We start from the raw sequence: 21466 nt of genomic DNA, 5'->3' as shown, positions 1-21466 counted from the left end.
CCTTTGGCGGGCAGACGCCCTTCCAGGCCGAAGTGTACTTCGTCAACATGAAGACCTTCACCGGGATGAAGTGGGGCACTCCGACGCCGATTGTCTTCCGCGATTCCGAGTTGCACACCGTCCCGCTCCGAGCCTTCGGTAGCTACACGCTCCGGGTCCAGGACCCACAGCTCTTCGTCAACGGTGTCGTCGGCACAGAGCACTGCTACACCCAGGATGCCGTGCAGGGCTGGCTCCGCAGTTTCATCATCGCCCGCTTTACCGACACCCTCGGCGAAGTGCTGCAGACCGTCCTCGACCTACCCAAGGTCTACGATGAGCTCGCCGTGGCAGTGAAGAGCCGGGTCACCGAGGACTTCAGCCGCTACGGCCTGGAGATCATCGACTTCCTTATCGAAGCCGTCACACCCACCGAGGAAGTCATGGAGATGATCCAGGAGCGGGCGCGTATGGAGGCCGTCGGCGACATGCAGCGCTTCACCCAGTTCCGCACCGCCGAGGCCATTGGTGACGCCGCCAAGAACCCCAGCGGAATGGCGGGAGCCGGAGTGGCGATGGGTGCTGGAGTGGGCATGGGAGCAGCCATGACCGAAGCCATGCGCAGTGCCGCCCAGGCTCCACCGGCACAGCCGCCGGCCACCGAGCAGCAAGCCGCAGCGGCCGGTCAGCAGCCGGTCTCACCGGCAGGGGCCAAGTTCTGCGCCAACTGTGGCAAGGCCCTCGTCCCGAACGCCAAGTTCTGCGCCGAGTGTGGAGCGAAGGTCGCCAGCTAAACCAGCGAAGGCCGGTACGCCGGGTTGGGCAATCCCTCTTCCCGGCGGCTACGACCGTGGGAGGCAAGAGACGATGCCGGGCGAGCAGGACGAGGAACGTCCCATCAAGATAGTTGCGCTCAATGGCAGCCCTCGCAAGGGCGGTAACACCGACCTCCTCATCGGTGAGTTCCTCGCCGGTGCTCGCGAGGCCGGAGCTGAAGGCGAGGTCATCTACCTGGATGACCTCAACCTCCGGCCGGCTGCCGAGTTGGGCGACGTGCAGAAGGAGCGCGTGGACCTGCGGGCCGACGACGATTGCCGCAGTGTCCTGGACAAGGTGATCGCTGCCGATATCGTGGTCATCGGTAGCCCGGTCTACTGGCAGGGAGTGACGGCTCAGCTCAAGTGCTTCATCGACCGCTTCTCCTGCCACTACGCGCAGCCCTGGTTCAACGAGGGTATGAAGGGCAAGATCTGGGCGGCGTTGGTTCCCTTCGGCGCCTCTGATCCGGCCGAGGCCGAGTGGGTGACCAGACCCGTCGAGATCTGGGTGCGTCACTTCAAGGGCCAGTATGCCGGAGCCGTCGCGGTGAGCGCCTTCCGCAAGGGTGCCGTCGCCGACAAGCCCGAAGCGATGCAGGCCGCCCGTGAGCTAGGCAGACAAGCCGTACAAACCAGACGAGGTTCCGCCGCTTGCGATAACTGAAGGGAGCGCTGATTCGTGAAACTGTCCTTGCACCCCGTGATCCTGGGGGAGAAGCTGGAGTATGAGCAGTTGCTGGCGTTGGCCGCCAAACTCGGCTATCAGGGCGTCGACGCCGGGCTCGACGTCGCCGCGAAGATGGGCGCCGGTGCCTTCCTTGAGCTGTGCGACAAGTACGACGTCCACATGAGCTGCTGGGGCCCTTCCGTCCAGTGGCGCACCGATGAGGACACCTTCCGCGAGGGCCTGAAGGCCCTTCCTGCCCAGGCGAAGGCAGCAGCCGAGGTCAAATGCACGCGGGCCTGCACCTGGATTCCGCCGGGCGTCGAGGGCGATGCAGACGAGACCCGCAAGACCTGGATGCGCCGCTGGGGCGAGATCGCCAGGGTCCTCGGCGACTACGGCCATCGCTTCGGCCTCGAATGGGTCGCTCCGCAGCACTCCCGCGAGGGCAAAAACATCGTCGTCTGGCGCATGACCGAGTTGCTGGAGATGGAAGCTGAGATCGCCGCGCCGAACCTCGGCCTGCTTGTCGATAGCTACCACTGGTTCAACGCCAAACAGACCGTGGCCGACCTCGAGGCCCTGCGACCCGAGCAGGTCGTCCATGTCCACCTCAACGATGCGCCGGATCGCTCCTTCGAGGACCAGCGCGACGGAGAGCGCCTGACCCCTGGCGAGGGCATCATCGACCTGGTCGGCTTCCTGTCGGCGCTCAAGAGGATTGGCTATCAGGATTACCTCGGCGTGGAGATCTTCAACGCCGACCTCAAGACCCTGTCGGCGGAAGCCTCGGCGACCCACGTGAAGAAGGCCTGCGACGCGCTGATGGCCAAGATCGGCTGAGGGTCCCTTCGGCCCGGAGGAGAGGCCGTTGTGGTTTGACCTGCTGTACTTCGGGCTGTTCTACGTGGTGCCGGCCGTGAGTCTGCTGGCCGGCGCCTACCTGTACCTCAGGTCTAGCGGCGCCAGTCACTACGGCATCGGTCGCGAGTACGAGGCAGAAGGCAAGTACAGTGAGGCCGCCAGGCATTACGCCCTGGCGGCCCGCTATTGTGGCACCCGCCGGGAACGCGCAGCAGCCGAGGACGCTCTCCGGGCCGTCCTGGATCGGCATCGGTCACCATGACATCCCCAACTCCTTCGCCACGACGGCTCTTCGACGAACGGTTTGCCGTGGTGCTGATGCTGACGGACCTCGCAAGTTGTACGGCGTCCGTCCTGTCGGCCTTCGCCCTGCGCACCCTGGTTCTTGCCCCTGTGCTGAGCCCCTTCCGTCATGAGTTCGGCATGTACCTTCAGGCCCTTCCGGTCGTCGCGGGACTGTGGCTGATCACCTTCTACAGCGCCGGGCTCTACGACGTCCGCCGCTTTCCCTCTTCGCTCGCCGAGATGACGGCCACCTTCCGTGCCGTCACTGTCACTGCCCTCCTGGTTGCCGGCGCGTCCTTCCTGAGTCATCTCGACTACTCGCGCGCCATCGTCGTGCTCTTCTGGGGCAGCGCTCTGATCATCTCCCTGCTCTCCCGCTGGGTCCTGCGCTCCCACATGGTCTCACTGCAACGTCGGGGTGCAGCGACAGCCCGCGCTCTTGTCCTGGGGTGCGGTGATCTGGCTCAAGTAGTCGCCCAGCGGATCAGCGCCCACCATCTCCTGGGCTACGAGCTAGTCGGCCTGGTCAGCGTGGGCAACGGCAAGGCCGGCGCGGCTCCCGAAGGACTCGACGTCCTGGGTGATGTCAGCGAGTTGCCCGAACTGGTGGTGAAGTACCACATCGACGAGGTTCTGGTGGCCCAGCCTGACATCTCGCCGGGGATCCTCATGACCGCCATCCAGGCCTGCGAAGACAAGCTGATCGAGTTCCACATCGTCGCCGGTCCCCTTCAAGTGCTCACCGAGAACGCCGAGATCTCCGGCCTTGGAGAGATGCCGGTGGTGGCCCTGCCTCCGCAGCGCTTCCTGCCCTGGCAACGCGCCTTCAAGCGCCTGCTGGACTCTGTCTGCAGTGTCCTGTTGCTGATTCTCCTGGCTCCGCTGATGCTGGTGCTCGCGTGGCTGGTGAGGCGTGAGACCGGTGCTGCGGCTCTCTTCCGCCAGGAACGTATCGGCTATCGCGGCAAGGCCTTCACGATGTTCAAGTTCCGCACCATGTCTCCCTCGACACCGGCCTATGCGGAGGCCCCGAAAGCTGCCGATGACCAGCGGATCACGCCTCTGGGCCAGTGGCTCCGTCGCACCAGCCTGGATGAGCTGCCGCAACTGTTCAACGTTCTCCGGGGCGAAATGAGCCTTGTCGGCCCTCGGCCGGAGATGGCCTTCATCGTGGCCCAGTATGAGCCCTGGCAGCGGCGCCGTCTCGACGCCAAACCCGGCATTACCGGCCTGTGGCAGATCCTCGGGCGCAAGGACTTGCCCCTGCGTGACAACCTTGAGTACGACTTCTATTACCTGCGCAACTGGTCCATCTGGCTGGACCTCACCATCCTGCTCCGGACGATCCCTGTCGTGATCCACGGACGCGGAGCGTACTGACCTTACGAGCGATCCTCGCCGCGAATAACCGGTGCCGCTACGTCCTCCGGGTGGTTCGACATTCCTCGACGTTTGTGCCATAATAGGCCGGCCCAAGTCACAGGAGCTTGGGGCCCACGTCGTGTTTGGCTGATGCATAGGAGTGCAAGCATATGCCCAAAGATATCAACGTAATGCCGGACTTCACCCCCGGAGAGATCACCCTCAAGCCGGTCCCCTTGTTCCAGTACAAGGGCGACCTGAAGTCGGAGATGGCCAAGGGCCTCAGCCGCGATGAAGCCTTCTCCTTGCTCGACAACATGCTGGCTATCCGCAGCTTTGAGGAGACCATTGTCAAGCTCAAAGGCGGCAAGTACGAGCCCCTGGCAGGCTACAAGTTCATCGGCGCCACTCACCTGTCGATGGGCCAGGAGGCAGTTGCCGTCGGCGCCGTCTCCGTCCTCAAGGCCGACGACTACATCACCAGCACTCACCGCGGTCATGGTCACTCGATCGCCAAGGGTGCCTTCGCCCTCGAGAAGCAGACCCCGGAGTACCTCATGGACTTCGTGGGTGGCGAGGGCGATCCCAAGGATCCCCGTGGGCTCCTCGACTGCGCCCTTCAGATGCACCTGAACCGCACCATGGCCGAGCTGTTCGGTAAGGAAGAGGGCTACTGCCGCGGACGTGGCGGCGGCATGCACATCGCCGACTTCCACGCCGGCCACCTGGGCGCCAATGCCATCGTCGGCGGCTCCTATGCGATCGCTGCCGGGGCTGCCATGGCCTCCGACAAGCTCGGCAACGGCCGCGTTTGCCTCTGCTTCGTTGGCGACGGCGCTACCAACAATGGCATCGCCCACGAGGCCTACAACTTCGCAAGCATGGCCCAGTTCAAGAAGGGCTGCCCGGTCATCTTCCTCGTCGAGAACAACCAGTACGGGATGACTGGCCAGGAGCGCGGCGAAGTCACCGGCATCGAGTATCTTGCGCAGCGTGGCGCCGGCTACAACCCTGAGAACATGCACGCCGAAGTCATCAACGGCATGGATGTCCTCGCCGTGCGCGACGCCGTCGAGCGCGCTGTTGAGAAGTGCCGCAAGGGAGAGGGCCCGGTGCTCCTCGAGGCCATGACCTACCGCTACATGGGCCACTCCTTGAGCGATACCCGCGAGACCTACCGGACCAAAGAAGAGGAAGCAGCCTGGGAGAAGAAGGACGCCATCCGCGCCTTCATGGGCGCCCTGGTCAAGTCCGGCGTAGCCACAAAGGACGAGGTCAAGCTTCGGCGCGAGTTGGCCCGCGAGCGCATTGAGCGAGCCGCCATCTACGCCAGCAACGCCACCGACCCGGACCCGAGCACCATCTACGAGGGCCTTTACGCCGACAGCACCTCCGACAAGGTCGATCCCAAGTACGCCACATCGGCTTCGGAGCTGCAGACCGAGCCGACCAGGCAGCGGCGTGACGGACAGGGCAAGATCCTCTACCGCCATGCGGTCATCGAAGCCCTGACGGAAGAGATGCTGCGCGACAAGCGCGTGGTCCTGTACGGCGAGGATGTCGCGGACTACGGTGGCGCCTTCCAGGCCACCAAGGGCCTGCTCGAGATCTTCGGCCGCGACCGCGTCTTCAATAGCGCCATCTCGGAGGCCGGGATCATCGGCACCGGCACCGGTGCTGCCATGGCCGGCCTCAGGCCCGTCGTCGAGCTCATGTACATCGACTTCATCCTGATGGCCATGGACCAGGTCGGCAACCAGGCCGCGAAGAACCGCTACATGTTCGGCGGCAAGGCCAAAATCCCGCTAGTGATCCGCACTACCATCGGTGGCGGCAAGGGCTACGCAGGCCAGCACTCCCAGAGCCTCGAAGCCGTTGCGACCATGTTCCCGGGGCTCAAGGTTGTCGCACCCGCCACGGCCTACGACGTCAAGGGCCTGCTCAAGGCCTCCATCCGCGACGACAATCCTGTCGTCTTCATCGAGCACCAGAACTGCTACACCGAGCGTGACGAAGTCCCCGAAGACGACTACACGATTCCCCTCGGTGTCGCAAGGGTCGCCCGCGAGGGCACCGACGTCACCGTCGTCGCCTATAGCTTCATGTACTGGCGTGCCATGCAGGCCGCCGAGCTGGCAGCCGAAGAGGGTATCTCGGTCGAGGTGGTCGACCCGCGCACACTGCTGCCGCTGGACGTAGACACCATCGTCGCCTCCGTTGAGAAGACCGGGAGGCTGCTCGTGGTCCAGCAGGCGCCGTCGATCGGGTGCTATGGCGAGCATATCGCCTATGCGGTCCAGAACCGCTGCTTCGGCAAGATGAAGAGCGCTGCCCGGATCGTTGCCGCCCACGACGTCCCGCCACCCATGGCGGCAAGCCTGGAAAACGAGAACCTGCCCACTCCCGAGAAGATACTGGCCAACCTCAAGCAACTGATGGGCAAGTAGGGGCGGGCGAAGGGGTACCGCAAACGAGAAGGGGACAGGCCTGTGGCCTGTCCCCTTTTTTGCTAAGCTGCTCAGATTGGTCAGGACTTCTCGAGCCCGCCGGTGACCGCCCTTCCGGTTGCATTGTGGGTATGTACCCAAGGGCGCGTCTCGTACGTCCGTCGCCTTAAAGAGTCTCTTCACCGGATGAGGCTAGGCTGGCCCGAGTGAGGACGACGTGGCTATCTACTTCCTCATCGCCTGCCTTTGCCACCCCACTACAACCACGGGGGATGTGATCTCCACCACGTCCGCCACCGCTACTGCTTCGACCGCGTACGTCTCTCTGTTTTTCTCTCTCTTGGCGCACCCTCCCTTTACCCACCCCCAACGCAGGGCAAACCTAAAGAATCGCGAATACTGAAGCCTGTTCCTTCAGAACCAAGGTGCCGCCCCGGCACCAAAGACGTCGTTGCCACTGCCAGGAGGGCACAATGCCGATGAGTCCACGGCTTCCACGCCTCATGCTGCTTGCTGTGGCCATTGTTCTGGTCCCCACGGGTGCCGCAACGTCGGCTGAGGAGCCTGTGCCCCTGGAGCCGCCGGCGGCCACCGACGTCAACCATGGCGCAGAGCTCAACCACCTGGCAAACCAGCCCTGGAGGCCCGAGTGGGCACCGATTCCGGTGTTTCGGGGTGAGACAACGGCCCTACAGGCCCTGCACAGCCTCCTGTCTTCAGACGACCCGGCCTTCCGGGCTCGTGCGGCCTTCCTTCTCGGTCAGATCGGCTGTCCTGCGTCCGTCTCGCACCTGACCAAGGCCCTGGGCGACCCGGTCCGCACAGTCCGGGTCCAGGCGGGGATCGCCCTGGCCTGTCTGGGCGACGGGACGGGAATCCCGACCTGTGCCGCTGTTCTCAAGGCGCCAGACCCCCAAGTTGTGCGCTACTACGCGGTCTACGGCCTATGGTGTGCCCGATCGCCTCTGGCTCGTGCTGCACTCCAGGGCGCAGCCAACGGGCAACCGCCCCTGGTCGCCTCAGCCCTCAAAGGGGCTCTCACCGGTCCCGAACGCCCGCCGATCACTCCAGTAGCTGCCCCAGGTGCCGCTCCCACTGGTCCTGAGCCACCTGCCTCGCAGATCTGGGAGCAGGCGGCCGACGTCTTCACCCTGGAGTCCGACTGGTGGTTCCACGAGGGCGACTACGACCAATGCATCCGCTGCAACGAAGCCGCCATCCTCCTTGACCCTCACCTGGTCGAAGCGTACAACGTCGCCGCCTGGCTGCAGTGGAGCAGAGGGCGCAATGAGGAGTCAATGGAGACCCTCAGCAAGTGCGTCGCCGCCAACCCCGAAGACCCCGAAGCCCACTACAACCTGGGCTACCACCTGTTCAACCTCAAGCGGTACGGGCAGGCCGAGGCGCCCCTGCGGCGTTCGGTCGAACTCGGGGGCGACAACCTCTGCCGGCGTGCCTACGCTCACTGCCTCGAGCGTGAGGGCAAGCTTGCCGAGTGCCTGAAGGTCTGGGAAGGCCTCGTCGCCGACAGGCCCGACGACCTCTCGGCACGAACCAACCGCGATCGCGTGAAGGCGCTGGTCGAGGCCCCGGTGGGGGAGACTCCCGCACCGGCTCCTCACTAGGGCGACAGGTGAACCCGCAGGTTGGTGACGCGTCTACCAAGAAGCACCCCTGAGCGCGGAGGTCGTCGCAATGAAACCAGTTACAACGCTGGCCGTTCTGGCGCTGTTAGTCTCTCTGAGCGCCGGTGTCGCCCTGGCCCAGACGGCCGAGCAGGCACCCGTCGACGGCCAAGCCCTGCTCAACGAGGTTCAACTCCTCGGACGCCTCGTCCCCTTGAAACTCACGCCCGCCCAGATCGACGCTCTCCTCAAGCTCTACGACGACCAGGAGAAGGCCAGGCAGGAGATCCTCGCATCGCCCGCCGGTCAGACCCTGAACGGCATCAAGCAGCGCCTTCTGCTGGGCCAGATGCCCACCGAAGCTGACCAGACAGCGCTCCGCGACCTCAGCCGCGAAGTCTACTCCGACCGCACCCCGGCCTTCGGGGGCGGCGAGCTCCTCGACGGGGTCGCCCAGGTGCTCACTCCCTGGCAACTCGCCTGGGCCGGCCTCCAGATGAACCCGGGTGTGGCGGCCGACAAGCAGCGGGAGTACCTCGCTGGTGCCGCCTTCCCCCGGTTGAAGAAGGCTGTGTCGGTGTCGGAGGAGGACTGGCCGGGCATCAGGGAGTTCGTCGCCTCGGCCCTGGCGGCAGGCATCGCAGATCCGAAGGACCGTGCGCTTACCGAGGAGAACCTCGTCGACTTCCTTGACCGGCTGCGTCGTCTCGGTCCCGAGGGAATCGACGCTCAAAAGGACGAGTTGGCCGAGGAGCTTCTGGCGCTGCTACCAGACGGGGTGCCGCTTGGCTGGGATGTGCCCGAGACGTCGCAGGAGGCCCAGGCCGAGCAGGCGCCTCGGGACCGTGGCCGTGAACGAATGCGGTCACTGTCTATCTTCCTGTCTCCCGACATGCCGCACCTTCTCAGGCAACTGAAGGCGACGACGCCTCCCGCACAGCAGGGAAAGACCGATGGAGGTGCTGCTGATGCATAGCAAGCGAAAACGACTCGTAATCGCCCTTGGTCTTTTCATCCTCTCGATGGGAGTAGCCTGTGCCCAGCCGCGCCAGGGACCCTCAACGCCGCTGCGGGATCTGTACACCGACCTCCAGGTCCTCCAGCGACTGGTCCCCCTGAATCTCACCGATGCGCAGATCGACTCGCTGCTGACGATGTATGCCGACCTGACAAAGGTCTCTGCGCCGGAACCCCTCAACGACGCCACCCTGGCGCAGCTAACCGAGATGCGCCGCAGACTCCTCTCTGGCCAGGCGCTGACGACGCAGGACGAGGTCGTTCTGCGCGGGATTGCTAAGGTCGACGGTGGCGTGCGGGGAAGAGGCAGCTTTGACCTCGACAAGGTGACCGCGCAACTGGACAAGATCCTCACCCCAGAGCAGCAGGCCGCGCTGATCGCACCCTTCAACCGCGCCGAGACTGCCAGGACCGAGGTCAAGCGCAATATGGCCCAGCGCGGGCTCCGGCAGCTCCTCGGCAGTCTGCCGCCGTCACCGCGTCGCTGGCCTCAGATCAAGGATCGCTTTGTCACCGACCTGTGCACCGGGGTCACCGATCAGGAGCAACTGAAGGCCCTTCAGGACAAGCTGACAGCCTTCGCCGATACCGTCGGAAAGATGGACGCGACAGCCGCCACGGCCCAGCAGCGCGCCCTGTTCGACCAGTTGCTTGGGATGCTCCCCGACCCGAGCGACGAGGTGCTGCGCCGGTATGGTGTCAAGCCCCAGGCGCCGCGAACCGAGGCCGAGATCCAGCGCGACAAGCAGCGCGCCCTCTGGGTCTTTGCCAACCTCCAGACTCCGGAACTCTTGCGCCAGATGAAGGAGGCGCGCGCCGAAGCGGCTGCCCAGAAACCTGCCGTCACGGGACCCCAGCCCGCCACTCCGCCACAATAGCGCCTGCCGATAACCTCGGCCTTTCGGTTCACTCTGTCGGGCCGGCTCCCCAGCCGGCCCGGTTGCGTGTGTACGGGAAGGTCTCCAGCGCCCCTGCGGGGAAGGCATTGGCCCGTCAGGGGCTGCAGGGACCGGCCACTCAGGCGCCCTGGGCCCACTCTGAGCCTGCGCACGGAGTTCCGCTCCCATGCAGATGCGAGAGGTCCAAGAGCTAGCCGAGTACCGTTCCCTGATGGCGGCGCCGGAGGAGTTCCAGGACGGCTTCAGTTGGAAGACGGTCGTCGGCGCCCTGTTCATCGGCCTCGTGATGATGCCGGGCTCGATCTACCTGGGCCTGGTGGTCGGCCAGTCCATGGGTCCGGCCGCCGAGTGGACCACCATCATCCTGTTTACCGAGGTCGCGCGTCGCTCCTTCACCCGCCTCTCGCGGCAGGAGGTCTACGTCCTCTACTACATCGCCGGTGGTCTCACCGCGATGGTTGGCGGCCTTGCGCTCTCCGGTGGGCCCTTCGCCTTACTCATCTGGCACCAGTTCTTCCGTGCTGCAGCCCCGGCGGGACTGGCGGACAAGGTGCCCGACTGGGTAGCTCCGTCGGTCACCTCCGACGCCCTTCGCCTCCGCACTTTCCTCCACCCCGACTGGGGTCCCGCAATCCTCGTCTTGCTGTTGCGCGAGGTCTTCAGCAAGATCGCCTGGTTCACTTTCGGCTACAGCCTCTTCCGCCTCCTCTCGGACGGCGAGAAACTGCCTTACCCGATGGCGCCCATCGCGGCTCAGGGCGCGACCGCTCTCGCCGAGGCGAGCTCCAAGGAAGAGGGCTGGCGCTGGCGCGTCTTCTCCATCGGGAGCATGATCGGCATCGGCTTCGGCCTCCTCTACGTGGCGATCCCAACCCTAACCGACGTGATCCTGGTGCAGCCACTGCAGATCCTGCCCATCCCCTGGATCGACTTCACCCAGGGAACCGAGCGAGTGCTGCCGGGCGTCGCCATGGGCATCGGTACCAACCTCTCCGAGATCTTCCTGGGGTTCGTGCTTCCCTTCTGGATGGTCGCCGGGAGCTTCTGTGCGGCGATGGCAACGCTCATCGTCAACCCGGTGGCACAGGTGACCGGGCACATGCCCACCTGGCGGCCGGGGATGGAGTCGACCCGCACTGCCTGGGCGGCCAACATCGACCTATGGCTCTCCTTCGGCATCGGCACCGCCTTCGCCGTGGCGATTCTGGGGATCCTGAAGATGGTCGGACAGTGGCGAGCGGCAGCCCGCGAGGGCAAGGGCATCGGCGCTGCCTTCGGCTTCGGCACCCCCAACAAGAGCCGTGGCGACTTCAACCTCTGGGTGTGCCTGGCCCTGTTCTTCCTCGCCAGTACGGGCTACGTCATCCTGTGCCGTATCCTGGTGCCGGACTTCCCGCTGCTCTTCCTGATCATCTTTGGCTACCTGTGGACGCCTCTGGAATCCTACGTCAACGCTCGCATGATTGGCCTGACCGGCCAGTTCGTCAGCTTTCCGATGGTCCGCGAGGCAACCTTCATCTTCAGCGGCTACCAGGGCGTCGCCATCTGGTTCGCGCCGATTCCCCTGGCCAACTACGGCGCTACCACACAGCGCTTCCGTGAGGTCGAGCTGACCGGCACCAGATTCACCAGCATCCTCAAGGCCGAGGTCCTGATGTTTGTCGTCGTCGTCCCCTGTAGCTTCCTGTTCTGGAGCTACATCTGGCGGCTCAATCCGATCCCCTCGGTCAGCTACCCCTATGCCCAGAAGTTCTGGGATTTCACTGCCCTGCAGCAGTGGGTGTGGTTTTCCTCGACGACCCCCGGCGGGCACGCCGAGATCTTCGAGCGCGCCATCAAGCCTCCGCTCATGGCCGGTGGGTTGGGTTTCGGCCTCGGGGCTTACTGGCTGCTCAACCGCCTGAACCTGCCGGTGCTGTTGATCTATGGCTTCATCCGCGGGCTGGGGATGCTGCCGCACTTCATCGTCCCGCAGTTCATCGGCGCGCTCCTGGGGAGACACTACCTGCGTCGCCGCTTCGGGGAGGAGAACTGGAAGCGCTGGCCGCCGGTCCTGTACGCGGGCTTCTCCTGTGGCATGGGACTGGTCGCCATGCTTGCCATCGCCATCGCGCTGGTGTCCCAGTCCATCACTCAGATGCCCTTCTGAGACCGACCTTCACCTACGACACGGGTCACGAAAAGGGGCAGGGCCTCCTGAGGAGGTCCTGCCCCTGATGCTTGCGAGGAGCCTTGCCCGAGCGACTGCCTGCGGCCTACCCCGACGGCTTGGCTGGTGGTGCGGGTGCCGGCGGCGCAGGTGTTGGCGTTGTGGCGGGAGGCTGCGTGCCCTTCTCCTTGTTCTTGTCGCGGAAGAAGATGCCGGTGATACCCTCCATGTCTACCGTATCGTCCGACACACCGATGGTCGCCCGAGTGCACTCGAACTCGTTGCCGTTTTCCATCTTGATCGTGATCTTGTCGCCGAGGGTGATGAGGTCCTTCTCGCGATCATAGTCCGCCCGCGGAGCCAGGACCGTCTTGTCCTCCTGCACGGCCTTGAGGTTGCCCGTTGCCACGGCTCGCCGCTTGCCTGTGGTGTAGTAGTAGACGATCTTGTCGCAGGTGATCGTGGTAACGCGCTTTTCCTCGGAGGTCTTCTCCCCCTCCTTCTTCTTCGTCGCCTTCGTCGTGACGATCTTGACGTTCCCCTCGATGTTCACGATCTCCGCGTCGAAGTCCGCGTTGATGAGGTCGCCGGTAATGACGTTGTCCTTGTCGGTCACCTTGAGATGACCGGCGCAGGCCGCGGTGTCGTCGTTTTCGTTGTAGCTGGCCTCATCACAGTACAGCTTGACCTCGTCCTCATCCTCAAACAGCACGTTGCCGAACAGGTAGAACATCCCGCGGGCACTGTCATACCGGGCCCGGTCGGCATTGCGGACGCGTACCCGCTGGGACTTGTCGGCGGGCTTGGACGGGTCGCGCGGAGCCAGTTTGCGGGGCTCACCGACACGCGTAGTGGGCGAGCCACCTGTGCCCTGTGAGTACGAGAGCGTGCTGACGATCGCCACCAGGCCAAGGCTGGCCACCATGCCCACGAGAACCGCTCGACGGGTGGTCATTGCTTAGGCAACTCCTTGAGAATCTGCTTGGCTTCCTGCGGGTTGACCACGATCTGCACGCCTACGACGTCGGCGATGCCAGTCTTGTTGTCATACTTCAGACTGCGCCCCACGAGGCGATTGTTCCCTGAGTACATCCGCACCTGGTTCGGGCACGTCAGAGTGTCCGCCTGCACCGAGTAATCGAGGCCCCGTGTTGTGATGACGAGGTTCTTGGCCCGCGTCACCACGGTTCCAGGGCAGCGGACCATCTGCTGGGCGTTGAGCCACTGCGCCTTCTCGGTGGTGATGACCACGCCGCGAGGGCTCGTAACCGTCACCTGCCCGGTCACCTCGAAGTCCTTGCGGTTGATGTCGGCCGTCACCTGCCGGGCCGTAATCCGCACGACCGGCTTTCCCGCGTCGTCGTAGACGAGGCCCTCGCGCAAGCCCTGGGCCGCTACGGTGTTCCCGCCCGACGAGAGCTGCACCTTGTCCAGGATGACCTTCCATGCCGGCTTCCCGGCCTGAGTGGCCACCAGTTCAGGGTTGTTGACGACCACCTCTGCATTGCTCTGCACACCGGCCTGCTCAGCGCCGGGCGCCGTGCCAGGCGGCCGACTGTGCAGACGAGTCGCCCAGAAGGCGATGCCTGCGGAGGCGACGAGAATCAGGGCTACCAGAGCATATCGTAGTGGGGGTCTCACAGGATGTCCCAGGGCTCTCAGGGTTGGCCCGAGTTGCGCCTCCGTGGCTTCATGCCGCCTGAACCGTGAGACCCTCAACTCCCTGTCTCGGTTCCCTCGGATGGCTGAACGGAGGCTGGTGACGAAAGCGGCCCGGGCAGTTGCCCGGGCCGCCGTTGATGCCGGCTACAAAGACCTCGGCCTGTGCGGCACCTGCAGGGGTCTAGAGCACTGGCGGCGGTGGTGGGCCGACGCTCAGGCTCAGGTTCAGCGAAGCGGTCGAACCGGCCGTCACGGTCACCACACCCAGTGCGGTCTTGGCGCCCAAGGAGGCACTCGCGGACTGATTGCCCGGTGCCACGTTGCGGATGCTGTACTCGCCGCTGGGCTTGCTGTAGGCCGTCTTGCCTCCGGCCACCACCATGGCGCCACTCGCGGGCGAGGCGCCGTCGGTGACCATGCCGCTGATGTGCCCGTACCCCGGGATCTGTACCTGGCTCAGGTACAGGGCGCCAAGGTCATTGGCTCCCTGGAACAGATTCGTGTTCAGGGTCAGCAGATCATATCCAGTGCGCGAGACCGTGATCGTCTGGTACGCCACGGCGACGCTGGGGAAGCTGAAGCTACCGTCTGCACCGGTGGTCACAGTCTGATCGCCGACCCGAACCTGGGCCGACGCAAGCGGCACAAGGGTGCTATCGTCCAGGACCGTTCCGGTGACGGACGCCACTGCACCTCCGCCCCCACCTCCGCAGCCGGTGAAGGTCACTACGACCGCAGTCAGTGCGACAGCGAGGACAACGCCACGGAGAACGGTTTTCGATCGAAGCACAGTCAGACCTCCGCCGACCGGAAAGGGTCGGTTCCTAAGTCGTGGGCGGCCACAATGGCTGAAGTGTAGCAGAAATCCAGCCCTGTCGCAATAGCCCCGGTAAGTTGCAGCCCCTGCGCCACGGCCTGGTTCGACCATGCCGAGCCAAGAGCAATACAAGCTTTCGCCAAGGACTCGCCAATCCCTCCCCCGGTAGCCTGAGACCGTTCGAGCAACCGACCCGCACGGAGGAGTCCCCACCATGAACCCCAACCTCACACCAAGCCCGGCCGAGAAAGAGAGCCGCCTCGAAGCTCACGCCAACAAGCTCCTCATGCAGAGCCTCAAAGCTCAGGGATATGGCGAGTACCCCTTCTTCACCACCGGCTATCTCCGCCGCCTGGGCGACATGGACGAGGGCCTCCTCAAGGAAGACGACGCCTCCCATCCACAGGCTCCGACCGTGACCCGGTCAAGGATCTGGCGACTGGCCCGGAAGGCCAGGCTTGACTCCCTGCAGATGGACGTCCTGCGCCTCGTCCTCGACGACAAACCCCTTTGCGCAATTGCCAAGACCCTGGGTATCTCAACCCGGCGTGGAGCGCGTCTGTACCACGACGCCATCGACCAGATGAGGCAACAGTTGGCCAGGGTAGAGGCGACCTTCCGCGAGCAAGTGGCCGAGGTCCTCTACGAGGAGGAGACACGTCGCCCTCCCCACGAGGAGAAGCACTGCAAACCGGGGCACGAGGAGTGTCGCCTGACCCACGTCTGCCCTCGTCGCTGGTACCTGCGAGACTGCGACTGACCCTTCCCCAAGAGCACAACACCCCTCCCAACGACGATCGGGAGGGGTGTTCTTGTATCCGCTGGACTCTTCTTTGCCTCGGCCCGCATATCTCCGGGTAGGGCCGGGTTAGGCGGCGCTCAGGCGCTTGCGCACGAGCTCCTTCAGCCCGCCGGCATCGACCAGCGTCTGCGCCATCCCCACGAGGGGCACGAACTTGAACTCCGTCCCCTTGGTGAGATTGCAGATCTTGCCGGCTGCCAGGTCGACCTCCACCTCGTCTCCACTGTCAATGCCCTGACTGGCCCCGGGACACTCGATGATCGGCAGTCCGATGTTGAGGGCATTGCGGTAGAAGATGCGCGCGAAGGTGTCGGCGATCACGCAGGCGATCCCGGCCGCCTTGATGGCGATCGGGGCGTGCTCCCGGGAGCTGCCGCAGCCGAAGTTCTTGCCGGCCACCATGATGTCCCCCGGCTTGACCCGCTTCAGGAAGTCCTTGTCGATGTCTTCCATGCAATGCGTGGCAAGCTCAGCCGGGTCGCTGCTGTTGAGATAGCGCGCCGGGATGATGACGTCGGTGTCGACATGGTCTCCGTACTTGTGCACTGTACCTTTGATGGACATGGGAAGGCTCCTGCAAACGTTGTGCGTATCGTTTCCTTTAGGTTCCGGCCGGTCTGACCGCACTGCAGCCGGATCTCGGCTACAGCTCCTCCGGCCCGCTGATCTTGCCGGTGATGGCGCTGGCCGCTGCCACGTACGGGCTGGCCAGGTAGACTTCGCTCTCGGTGTGGCCCATTCGTCCCACGAAGTTGCGGTTCGTCGTTGCGACGGCGCGCTCACCGGCAGCCAGGATACCCATGTGGCCGCCGAGGCACGGACCGCAAGTCGGGGTGCTCACCAGACATCCGGCCTCCAGGAACAGCTCGACGAGACCCTTGCGCGTCGCCTCGAGGTGGATGGCGTGACTGCCCGGAATGACGATGCAGCGCAGGCCGCGAGCGACCTTTCGCCCCTTGAGCACCTGAGCCGCCGCCTCCAGGTCCTCCATCCAACCGTTCGTGCAGGCGCCGATCACGACCTGATCGATGGCGATGTCGCCGACCTCAGACAGCGGGCGCGCGTTCTCGGGCAGATGCGGGAAGCTGACCTGCGGCTCCAGGTCGGTCACGTCCCACTCGAAGGTCTCGACATACTCGGCGTCGGCATCGCTGTCGAAGACGGTGAAGTCCCGCTTCGCCCGCGGCTTGAGCCAGTCGAGGGTCACCTGGTCCGGGGCGATGATACCGCTCTTGCCGCCGGCCTCAATCGCCATGTTGCACATGGTCAGACGCTGGTTCATGGGCAGCGCGTCGATGACCGGTCCGGCGAACTCCATCGCGCGGTAGCGAGCACCGTCCACGCCGATCTGGCCGATGGTGTACAGAATCAGGTCCTTGCCGGTGATCCAGCGCCCCCGCGTACCCTTGAACACGAACTTCATGCTCTCCGGCACTCGGAACCAGCACTCGCCGAGGGCCATCCCTGCGCCCGCATCCGTGGAGCCGACACCGGTGGCGAAGGCGCCCAGACCTCCGTAGGTGCAGGTGTGGGAGTCCGCGCCGATCACCACGTCACCGGGCAGCACGATGCCCTTCTCGGGCAGGATGATGTGCTCGATGCCGCCGCCACAGGCCTCGTAGTAGTGCTCTATCCCTTGCTCGCGGGCGAAGTCGCGCACGAGCTTGGTCTGCATCGCGGACTTGATGTCCTTGTTCGGCGTGGAGTGATCGGCCACCAGGGCGACCTTGTGAGGATCGAAGACCTTGCCGGCGCCCATCTCCCGGAAGGCCTCAATCGCCAGCGGTGCGGTGATGTCGTTGGCCAGCACCAGGTCGAGCTTGCAGTTGACGAACTCCCCGGGACGAGCCTTCTCAATGCCCGCGGCGCGGGCCAGCAGTTTCTCAGTGATGTTCATGGTGAACTCCTGTCTGAGCACTTCGTCGCGTTACCAGACTCACAACCGATCGCGGTCCCGGCTCGACGCCTTGGACGGTCCCTCTCACTCAGGTGGGCAAGCCGGATACCTTGACGGCGGACAGGTCCGGCAGGAGAGGACAGACCCTGCCCTGGGGATGGCGCTGCACAAGACACGGCGCGTGTCCTTCTGTGAGTACTTTAGATTGGGGACCGCGAGGTGTCAAGGAAGCCACCTGTGGCCGGCCAAAGGAGCGACGCAGCACCGGGTGTAGCGGGCCTGCCGCATCGGGGCCGTTCCTTGACGCTATTCCGGGCCCCGTGTATACTTCGTGTACAGGTTTGGGCGCCCTATCGACGCCCTTCTTGCTCAGTTGACGTGACCTACTCCGCACCGGGTGGAGAGGTCGGAGGCCTTGTCATGATTGAATGTCCACAATGCGGTGCGCGCAGCTCCGCGGGCAGCGCCTTCTGTACCCGCTGTGGGGCCCGATTCACGGTCGCACGACCGGCTCCCGTTGCGCCCGAGCCCATCCGGCCCAGTGGCGAGCGCCTGCTCGACGAGGCCTCAGAGCTCTTCGCCACCGGTAAGCTTGACGACGCTGCGGCCGCCTGCCGGGCAGCACTCGACGCCGACCCTGGTCTCGTGGCCGCCCGCTCCCTCCTCGGGATGGTCGAAGAGGAGCGGGGCAATACGGCTGCGGCCCTGGCCGAGTACGAGGCAGTCCTGCGACTGGCCCCTGAGCGTACGGCCGAACGTGAACGTGCCGACCGCGTCCGCGCACTTCTGGCCGCTGAGGCCGAGCCGGAGTTGCTCGATTCCGAACTCATGCCGCCGCGGAAGCGCTGGCTGCCGATCGCGGTAGCGGCCGCCGCTGTCGTGCTAGTCCTCCTTCTTGGCCTGGCAATGACCGGCCGCAGCCAGGCTCCCGGCAACACGGCGCCGACCACTGCCGGTGGCTCACCCTTCCTGCCCGAATCCGGTGCCCCCGCAAACACAGCAGGCAAAGCTGTCGCTCAGGAGACGCCTGCTGGAGAGGCCACTATGGACATGGGCCTGCTCACCGGCAAGCCCATCGGGAGTGCGCCGCTGGACCAGAGCGCGAACCAACCGAATGCGTCCTCGGGGATGCCTTCGCCGCGCAGCAGCAACACCCCACCTCCGGTAGGGCCGCTCAACGACGTTCCGATGCCCCCTCCGACGGTGATCAAGAGCAACGGCAACGGTCCTCTCACGCCAGTGCCCTCAGCCGCCGCACCACCGACCGCCTCCCATCCTGCGACCACGAACCCGGCTCCGGCGCCTGCAATGGAATCCCCTCGCGGGAAGGTGCGCATCTGGATGGGCGATGAGGGTTCCGGCAGGGCTGCGACGTCCAACTCCGTCGCGCCGTCGAGTGGAGTACCGGCCGGGTCAAGCTCCTACACGAACCGCCTCTACTCAAATGGCGGGGGCTACAGCGCTTCACCTCTCACGGGTGCGCCGCGTGCCGTGCAGTCCGGGTCAAGTGCCGCAACTGCCACGCAGCGCAGAAGCGTCGGCAGCGCTCCCGCTGCAACGAACTCTCGCTCCTCGCGGTCGTCCGGCTCGGCCACCAAGAGCAGCTTCCCGCGGCCTGTGACCTCCCCCGGTGGACGCACTTCTGCTGTCTCGGGCTCCACGTCGACGCGGGTAGCGCAGGCGCGTGCCTCTTCCGCCACACCCAACAGCGGACGCAGTTCCTCCGGCTACACCTCCGGCGGGTCGAACCACAGCAATTCCGCGGGCGCCTCTGATCTGCGCTCCCGGGCAAACGCCGCTTGGGCCCAGGGCAACAGGTCTGAGGCCCGCTCGCTGTACTCGGCAGCTCTTCGCGGTTATCAGCAGGAATCGGGCAGCAATCCCTCGCGGGCCGGCGCCAATCGCAGCGCAGTGGAAAGCTGCCGCCGTGCTCTGGACGCTCTGGACAGCAACTAATGACCAGTAAGCTACTCGCCCTCCTCGGGCTCTGCGGGCTCCTGACGGTCACGATCGCCGCTGCCGGGCCGGGTGAACTCCCGGCACCCGGAGACACAACAGCGACGACTCCTGCTGTGCCTTCACCCGACCTCTTGCCCGAGACCGAAGGTCTGATGTACGCGGCCCTCCAGCAGGGCGACTACGACCGTGCCCTCCTGGTGCTGGACAACGCGAAGGGCAAGGGCCTGCCTCTCGGCCAGTACCAGTTGATGCGCGCCAAGGTCTTCAGCGCCAGGCAGGACCCGGCGGCTGAGGAGACGGAACTGCGCGGGGCGATCTACCGTGACCCCACGCTGACTGAGGCCTACCTGCGGCTTGCCGGGATCATGGAGAACCGCGGGCTCTGGCTTGACGCTACAGACCTCTACCGCAGTGCCATCAAGTGCGACCCCAAAGCGCCTGGCGCATACCTACAGCTAGCTCGCATCCTGAGCTCTCAGGAACGTGACCGCAGCGCTCTCGACATTCTTGAGGACGCCCGGAAGGTCGCTCCCGAGGCTCCACAGGTGCTTGCGGCCCTCGGTGCCCAGTACCAGCGGATGGGCGACAGGAAGCACGCGGTAGACGACTACCGGCATGCGGCACGGGTTGCCCAGGAGCCGCTGCTGAGCCAGACCCAGCTCAAGGTCGCGAGCCTGAGCCTCGAGCTCGGCGACTACATGACCGCCTTCGCGTACTTCCGTGCCGTGTCGCCGGAGACACTGAAGGACAGGACCGACCTGTATCCCTCGATCGGGCTCGCCGCCGACAATGCAACCTGGACGCTCTTCGACCCGGCCTGGACCGCCTTCGACGACTACTATCAGCACAAGCCGACGGCCCACGAACGTGTCGAAGTGTATGCACAGGTGACCCGAGCCCAGGCCGAGGCCAAAGAGATTGCCAAGTTCCTGGACCGTGTCACGCCGCCCGACAACGCTAAGAGCCTTCATGCAAGCAGGACCCTCTACGTGAGCCTGGTGTGCGAGGCGCTGACCGATGCCCTTGCCTATCTTGACACGGGAGATGCGGCGCTCGCCCAGGCTGCGACGGACCGGCGTGTAGACGCCCTGGGGGCACGCAAAGTGCTCCAGCGAGCAGCCCGCTGAGACGGTCCGGAGGGATCTGGCGGCGTCGGAGGTGGGCTTTCCGGATGGACGTGCAGCAACTGGCCAAGGTGCTCCTTGTACTCGGCCTGGCGATTGCAGCAAGTGGTCTGCTACTTCTGGTGATCGCCCGGATTGGAGGTCTTCCGCGTTTACCCGGTGACCTCGTCGTGCAACGTCCGGGGTTCACCCTTTACCTGCCGCTGGGCACGTCCGTTGTGCTCAGCCTCTTGCTGACGCTGATCCTGTGGGCTGCGGCCCACTGGTGGCGTCGATAGCCCTTTCAGAATCGAGTGATCGACGGGAACCGGAACTGCTGCACACCGGCCCTTCCTCCGACGGTGCAAAGCCATGCTTAACCATGAATGGATGCGACAACGTGACCGCCGTATCCGCCATGCGCCACGGGATACCGATACCGCGGCGGAGGCCGAAGATGCCCAGTTGCCGATGATGACTGAGGCCGATACGGCCTTGGAGGAAGTGCCCGAGGAGCAGCGCGTGGACTCCTCCGAGGCAACCCTCGCGACCCCCGAAGCGCAGGAGGTTGCCGCTCCGGAGCAGGAACAGTCCGAAGAGCCTGCCCCTGCTCCCGAGGTCGACGAGGAGCCGGCTGCGGACGAAGCTGCGGAGCCGGCACTGCTCGCCGAGCCGACCACGCCTCACGACTCGACCGTCGCCGCGACGAATACTCCCGACCCGAGGGAGGTCGCCGACCGCATCGAGGTTCCCATCATCAGTCTGCGTCAGCGCCTGGAGTCCGTCCTGGCACGGCAGGCGCAGTTGCCCCTGGATATCGAGGCACGTCACGCGGTGTCCGAAGGGGTCGAAGGCAGTCCGCGCGAGACCCGTGAGGCTCTTGTTCAGCGACTCCTTGATCCGACCCTCACCCTGGAGGAGGTCGCGGTTCTCCTGGGGGTATGCCGGACCACCATCCGCCGCTATACAGACCGTGGGGTGCTCCGCTGCTACCGCACGCCCGGGAATCAGCGGCGCTTCCACCTCTCTGATGTGCTCGATTTCATGGAGGTTCAGAACCGGCCTCGATAGTAAGCACCGCGCGTCCACGGCGGCGGTGTTACTGCTTTGTCAGGGG

Annotated in this window: 20 protein-coding genes; 15 read left to right on the top strand and 5 right to left on the bottom strand. The window is 65.0% G+C overall.

Annotated elements, in window-relative coordinates; translation table 11 throughout:
• The 10 genes from ABFE16_05330 to ABFE16_05285 form a co-directional block, all read left to right on the top strand.
• Positions 1–773, top strand: a 773-nt coding sequence (locus tag ABFE16_05330) for an SPFH domain-containing protein (protein ID MEN6344707.1), incomplete at its 5' end; no start/stop codon positions are given.
• A gap of 73 nt (positions 774–846) precedes the next feature.
• On the top strand, positions 847–1461 hold the full coding sequence (locus ABFE16_05325) for a flavodoxin family protein (GenBank protein ID MEN6344706.1): 615 nt from the start codon (positions 847–849) through the stop codon (positions 1459–1461).
• Between the two features lie 15 nt (positions 1462–1476).
• On the top strand, positions 1477–2304 hold the full coding sequence (locus tag ABFE16_05320) for a sugar phosphate isomerase/epimerase (protein ID MEN6344705.1): 828 nt from the start codon (positions 1477–1479) through the stop codon (positions 2302–2304).
• 28 nt (positions 2305–2332) lie between these two features.
• A complete protein-coding gene (locus ABFE16_05315) occupies positions 2333–2587 on the top strand; it encodes a hypothetical protein (protein MEN6344704.1) in 255 nt (84 codons plus the stop codon).
• Entirely contained in the window at positions 2584–3990 is a 1407-nt protein-coding gene (locus ABFE16_05310) for a sugar transferase (GenBank protein MEN6344703.1), read from the top strand. The genes ABFE16_05315 and ABFE16_05310 overlap by 4 nt, the downstream gene beginning before the upstream one ends.
• A 152-nt stretch (positions 3991–4142) precedes the next feature.
• Complete coding sequence (locus tag ABFE16_05305; protein MEN6344702.1) at positions 4143–6419, top strand: dehydrogenase E1 component subunit alpha/beta; 2277 nt, start codon at positions 4143–4145, stop codon at positions 6417–6419.
• A 479-nt stretch (positions 6420–6898) separates the two neighbouring features.
• Positions 6899–8044 (top strand): HEAT repeat domain-containing protein, encoded by a 1146-nt coding sequence (locus ABFE16_05300; GenBank protein ID MEN6344701.1) that lies wholly within the window; start codon positions 6899–6901, stop codon positions 8042–8044.
• Between the two features lie 70 nt (positions 8045–8114).
• A complete protein-coding gene (locus tag ABFE16_05295) occupies positions 8115–9020 on the top strand; it encodes a hypothetical protein (GenBank protein MEN6344700.1) in 906 nt (301 codons plus the stop codon).
• Positions 9013–9939, top strand: coding sequence for a hypothetical protein (locus ABFE16_05290; GenBank protein MEN6344699.1), 927 nt, complete (start codon positions 9013–9015; stop codon positions 9937–9939). Before ABFE16_05295 ends, ABFE16_05290 begins: the two co-directional genes overlap by 8 nt.
• Positions 9940–10126: 187 nt before the next feature.
• Complete coding sequence (locus ABFE16_05285; protein MEN6344698.1) at positions 10127–12109, top strand: peptide transporter; 1983 nt, start codon at positions 10127–10129, stop codon at positions 12107–12109.
• A gap of 106 nt (positions 12110–12215) precedes the next feature.
• Here ABFE16_05285 and ABFE16_05280 read toward each other — a convergent pair whose 3' ends face one another.
• The 3 genes from ABFE16_05280 to ABFE16_05270 form a co-directional block, all read right to left on the bottom strand.
• The gene (locus tag ABFE16_05280; GenBank protein ID MEN6344697.1) at positions 12216–13064 is read right to left on the bottom strand and encodes an LptA/OstA family protein; all 849 of its coding nucleotides are present in this window, start codon (positions 13062–13064) and stop codon (positions 12216–12218) included.
• Entirely contained in the window at positions 13061–13750 is a 690-nt protein-coding gene (lptC, locus tag ABFE16_05275; GenBank protein ID MEN6344696.1) for an LPS export ABC transporter periplasmic protein LptC, read from the bottom strand. The genes ABFE16_05280 and lptC overlap by 4 nt, the downstream gene beginning before the upstream one ends.
• 202 nt (positions 13751–13952) lie before the next feature.
• A complete protein-coding gene (locus ABFE16_05270; protein MEN6344695.1) occupies positions 13953–14561 on the bottom strand; it encodes a carboxypeptidase-like regulatory domain-containing protein in 609 nt (202 codons plus the stop codon).
• Between the two features lie 241 nt (positions 14562–14802).
• Between ABFE16_05270 and ABFE16_05265 the strand changes: the two genes are divergently transcribed.
• On the top strand, positions 14803–15348 hold the full coding sequence (locus tag ABFE16_05265) for a hypothetical protein (protein ID MEN6344694.1): 546 nt from the start codon (positions 14803–14805) through the stop codon (positions 15346–15348).
• Positions 15349–15456: 108 nt separating this feature from the next.
• Here the strand turns inward: ABFE16_05265 and ABFE16_05260 are convergent, their stop codons facing one another.
• Both ABFE16_05260 and leuC read right to left on the bottom strand, forming a co-directional pair.
• Complete coding sequence (locus ABFE16_05260; GenBank protein MEN6344693.1) at positions 15457–15954, bottom strand: 3-isopropylmalate dehydratase small subunit; 498 nt, start codon at positions 15952–15954, stop codon at positions 15457–15459.
• A gap of 79 nt (positions 15955–16033) precedes the next feature.
• Complete coding sequence (leuC, locus tag ABFE16_05255; GenBank protein ID MEN6344692.1) at positions 16034–17287, bottom strand: 3-isopropylmalate dehydratase large subunit; 1254 nt, start codon at positions 17285–17287, stop codon at positions 16034–16036.
• A 420-nt stretch (positions 17288–17707) separates the two neighbouring features.
• On the opposite strand from leuC, the gene ABFE16_05250 reads away from it, so the two are divergent.
• The 4 genes from ABFE16_05250 (at position 17708) to ABFE16_05235 (ending at position 21420) form a co-directional block, all read left to right on the top strand.
• Positions 17708–19243 (top strand): tetratricopeptide repeat protein, encoded by a 1536-nt coding sequence (locus tag ABFE16_05250; protein MEN6344691.1) that lies wholly within the window; start codon positions 17708–17710, stop codon positions 19241–19243.
• Complete coding sequence (locus ABFE16_05245; GenBank protein ID MEN6344690.1) at positions 19243–20373, top strand: hypothetical protein; 1131 nt, start codon at positions 19243–19245, stop codon at positions 20371–20373. Before ABFE16_05250 ends, ABFE16_05245 begins: the two co-directional genes overlap by 1 nt.
• A gap of 44 nt (positions 20374–20417) precedes the next feature.
• Positions 20418–20648: a DUF2905 domain-containing protein gene (locus ABFE16_05240; GenBank protein MEN6344689.1), complete on the top strand. Its 231-nt coding sequence runs from the start codon at positions 20418–20420 to the stop codon at positions 20646–20648.
• A 73-nt stretch (positions 20649–20721) separates the two neighbouring features.
• Positions 20722–21420 carry a helix-turn-helix domain-containing protein gene (locus tag ABFE16_05235; GenBank protein MEN6344688.1) on the top strand — a complete coding sequence of 233 codons (699 nt, stop codon included), beginning with the start codon at positions 20722–20724 and terminating at the stop codon, positions 21418–21420.
• Positions 21421–21466 lie beyond the last annotated feature (46 nt).

It is taken from the genome of Armatimonadia bacterium, assembly GCA_039679385.1.
Classification (GTDB): Bacteria; Armatimonadota; Zipacnadia; order Zipacnadales; family JABUFB01; genus JAJFTQ01.
This window is presented reverse-complemented; position numbering and strand designations above follow the sequence as displayed.

Bases quoted from the DNA above. Each gene is read 5' to 3' on its own strand.
- ABFE16_05325 (MEN6344706.1), top strand. From the start codon at position 847: ATGCCGGGCGAGCAGGACGAGGAACGTCCCATCAAGATAGTTGCGCTC.
- ABFE16_05310 (MEN6344703.1), top strand. From the start codon at position 2,584: ATGACATCCCCAACTCCTTCGCCACGACGGCTCTTCGACGAACGGTTT.
- ABFE16_05305 (MEN6344702.1), top strand. From the start codon at position 4,143: ATGCCCAAAGATATCAACGTAATGCCGGACTTCACCCCCGGAGAGATC.
- ABFE16_05300 (MEN6344701.1), top strand. From the start codon at position 6,899: ATGAGTCCACGGCTTCCACGCCTCATGCTGCTTGCTGTGGCCATTGTT.
- ABFE16_05295 (MEN6344700.1), top strand. From the start codon at position 8,115: ATGAAACCAGTTACAACGCTGGCCGTTCTGGCGCTGTTAGTCTCTCTG.
- ABFE16_05290 (MEN6344699.1), top strand. From the start codon at position 9,013: ATGCATAGCAAGCGAAAACGACTCGTAATCGCCCTTGGTCTTTTCATC.
- ABFE16_05285 (MEN6344698.1), top strand. From the start codon at position 10,127: ATGCAGATGCGAGAGGTCCAAGAGCTAGCCGAGTACCGTTCCCTGATG.
- ABFE16_05280 (MEN6344697.1), bottom strand. From the start codon at position 13,064: ATGACCACCCGTCGAGCGGTTCTCGTGGGCATGGTGGCCAGCCTTGGC.
- ABFE16_05265 (MEN6344694.1), top strand. From the start codon at position 14,803: ATGAACCCCAACCTCACACCAAGCCCGGCCGAGAAAGAGAGCCGCCTC.
- ABFE16_05260 (MEN6344693.1), bottom strand. From the start codon at position 15,954: ATGTCCATCAAAGGTACAGTGCACAAGTACGGAGACCATGTCGACACC.
- leuC (MEN6344692.1), bottom strand. From the start codon at position 17,287: ATGAACATCACTGAGAAACTGCTGGCCCGCGCCGCGGGCATTGAGAAG.
- ABFE16_05250 (MEN6344691.1), top strand. From the start codon at position 17,708: ATGATTGAATGTCCACAATGCGGTGCGCGCAGCTCCGCGGGCAGCGCC.
- ABFE16_05245 (MEN6344690.1), top strand. From the start codon at position 19,243: ATGACCAGTAAGCTACTCGCCCTCCTCGGGCTCTGCGGGCTCCTGACG.
- ABFE16_05240 (MEN6344689.1), top strand. From the start codon at position 20,418: ATGGACGTGCAGCAACTGGCCAAGGTGCTCCTTGTACTCGGCCTGGCG.
- ABFE16_05235 (MEN6344688.1), top strand. From the start codon at position 20,722: ATGCTTAACCATGAATGGATGCGACAACGTGACCGCCGTATCCGCCAT.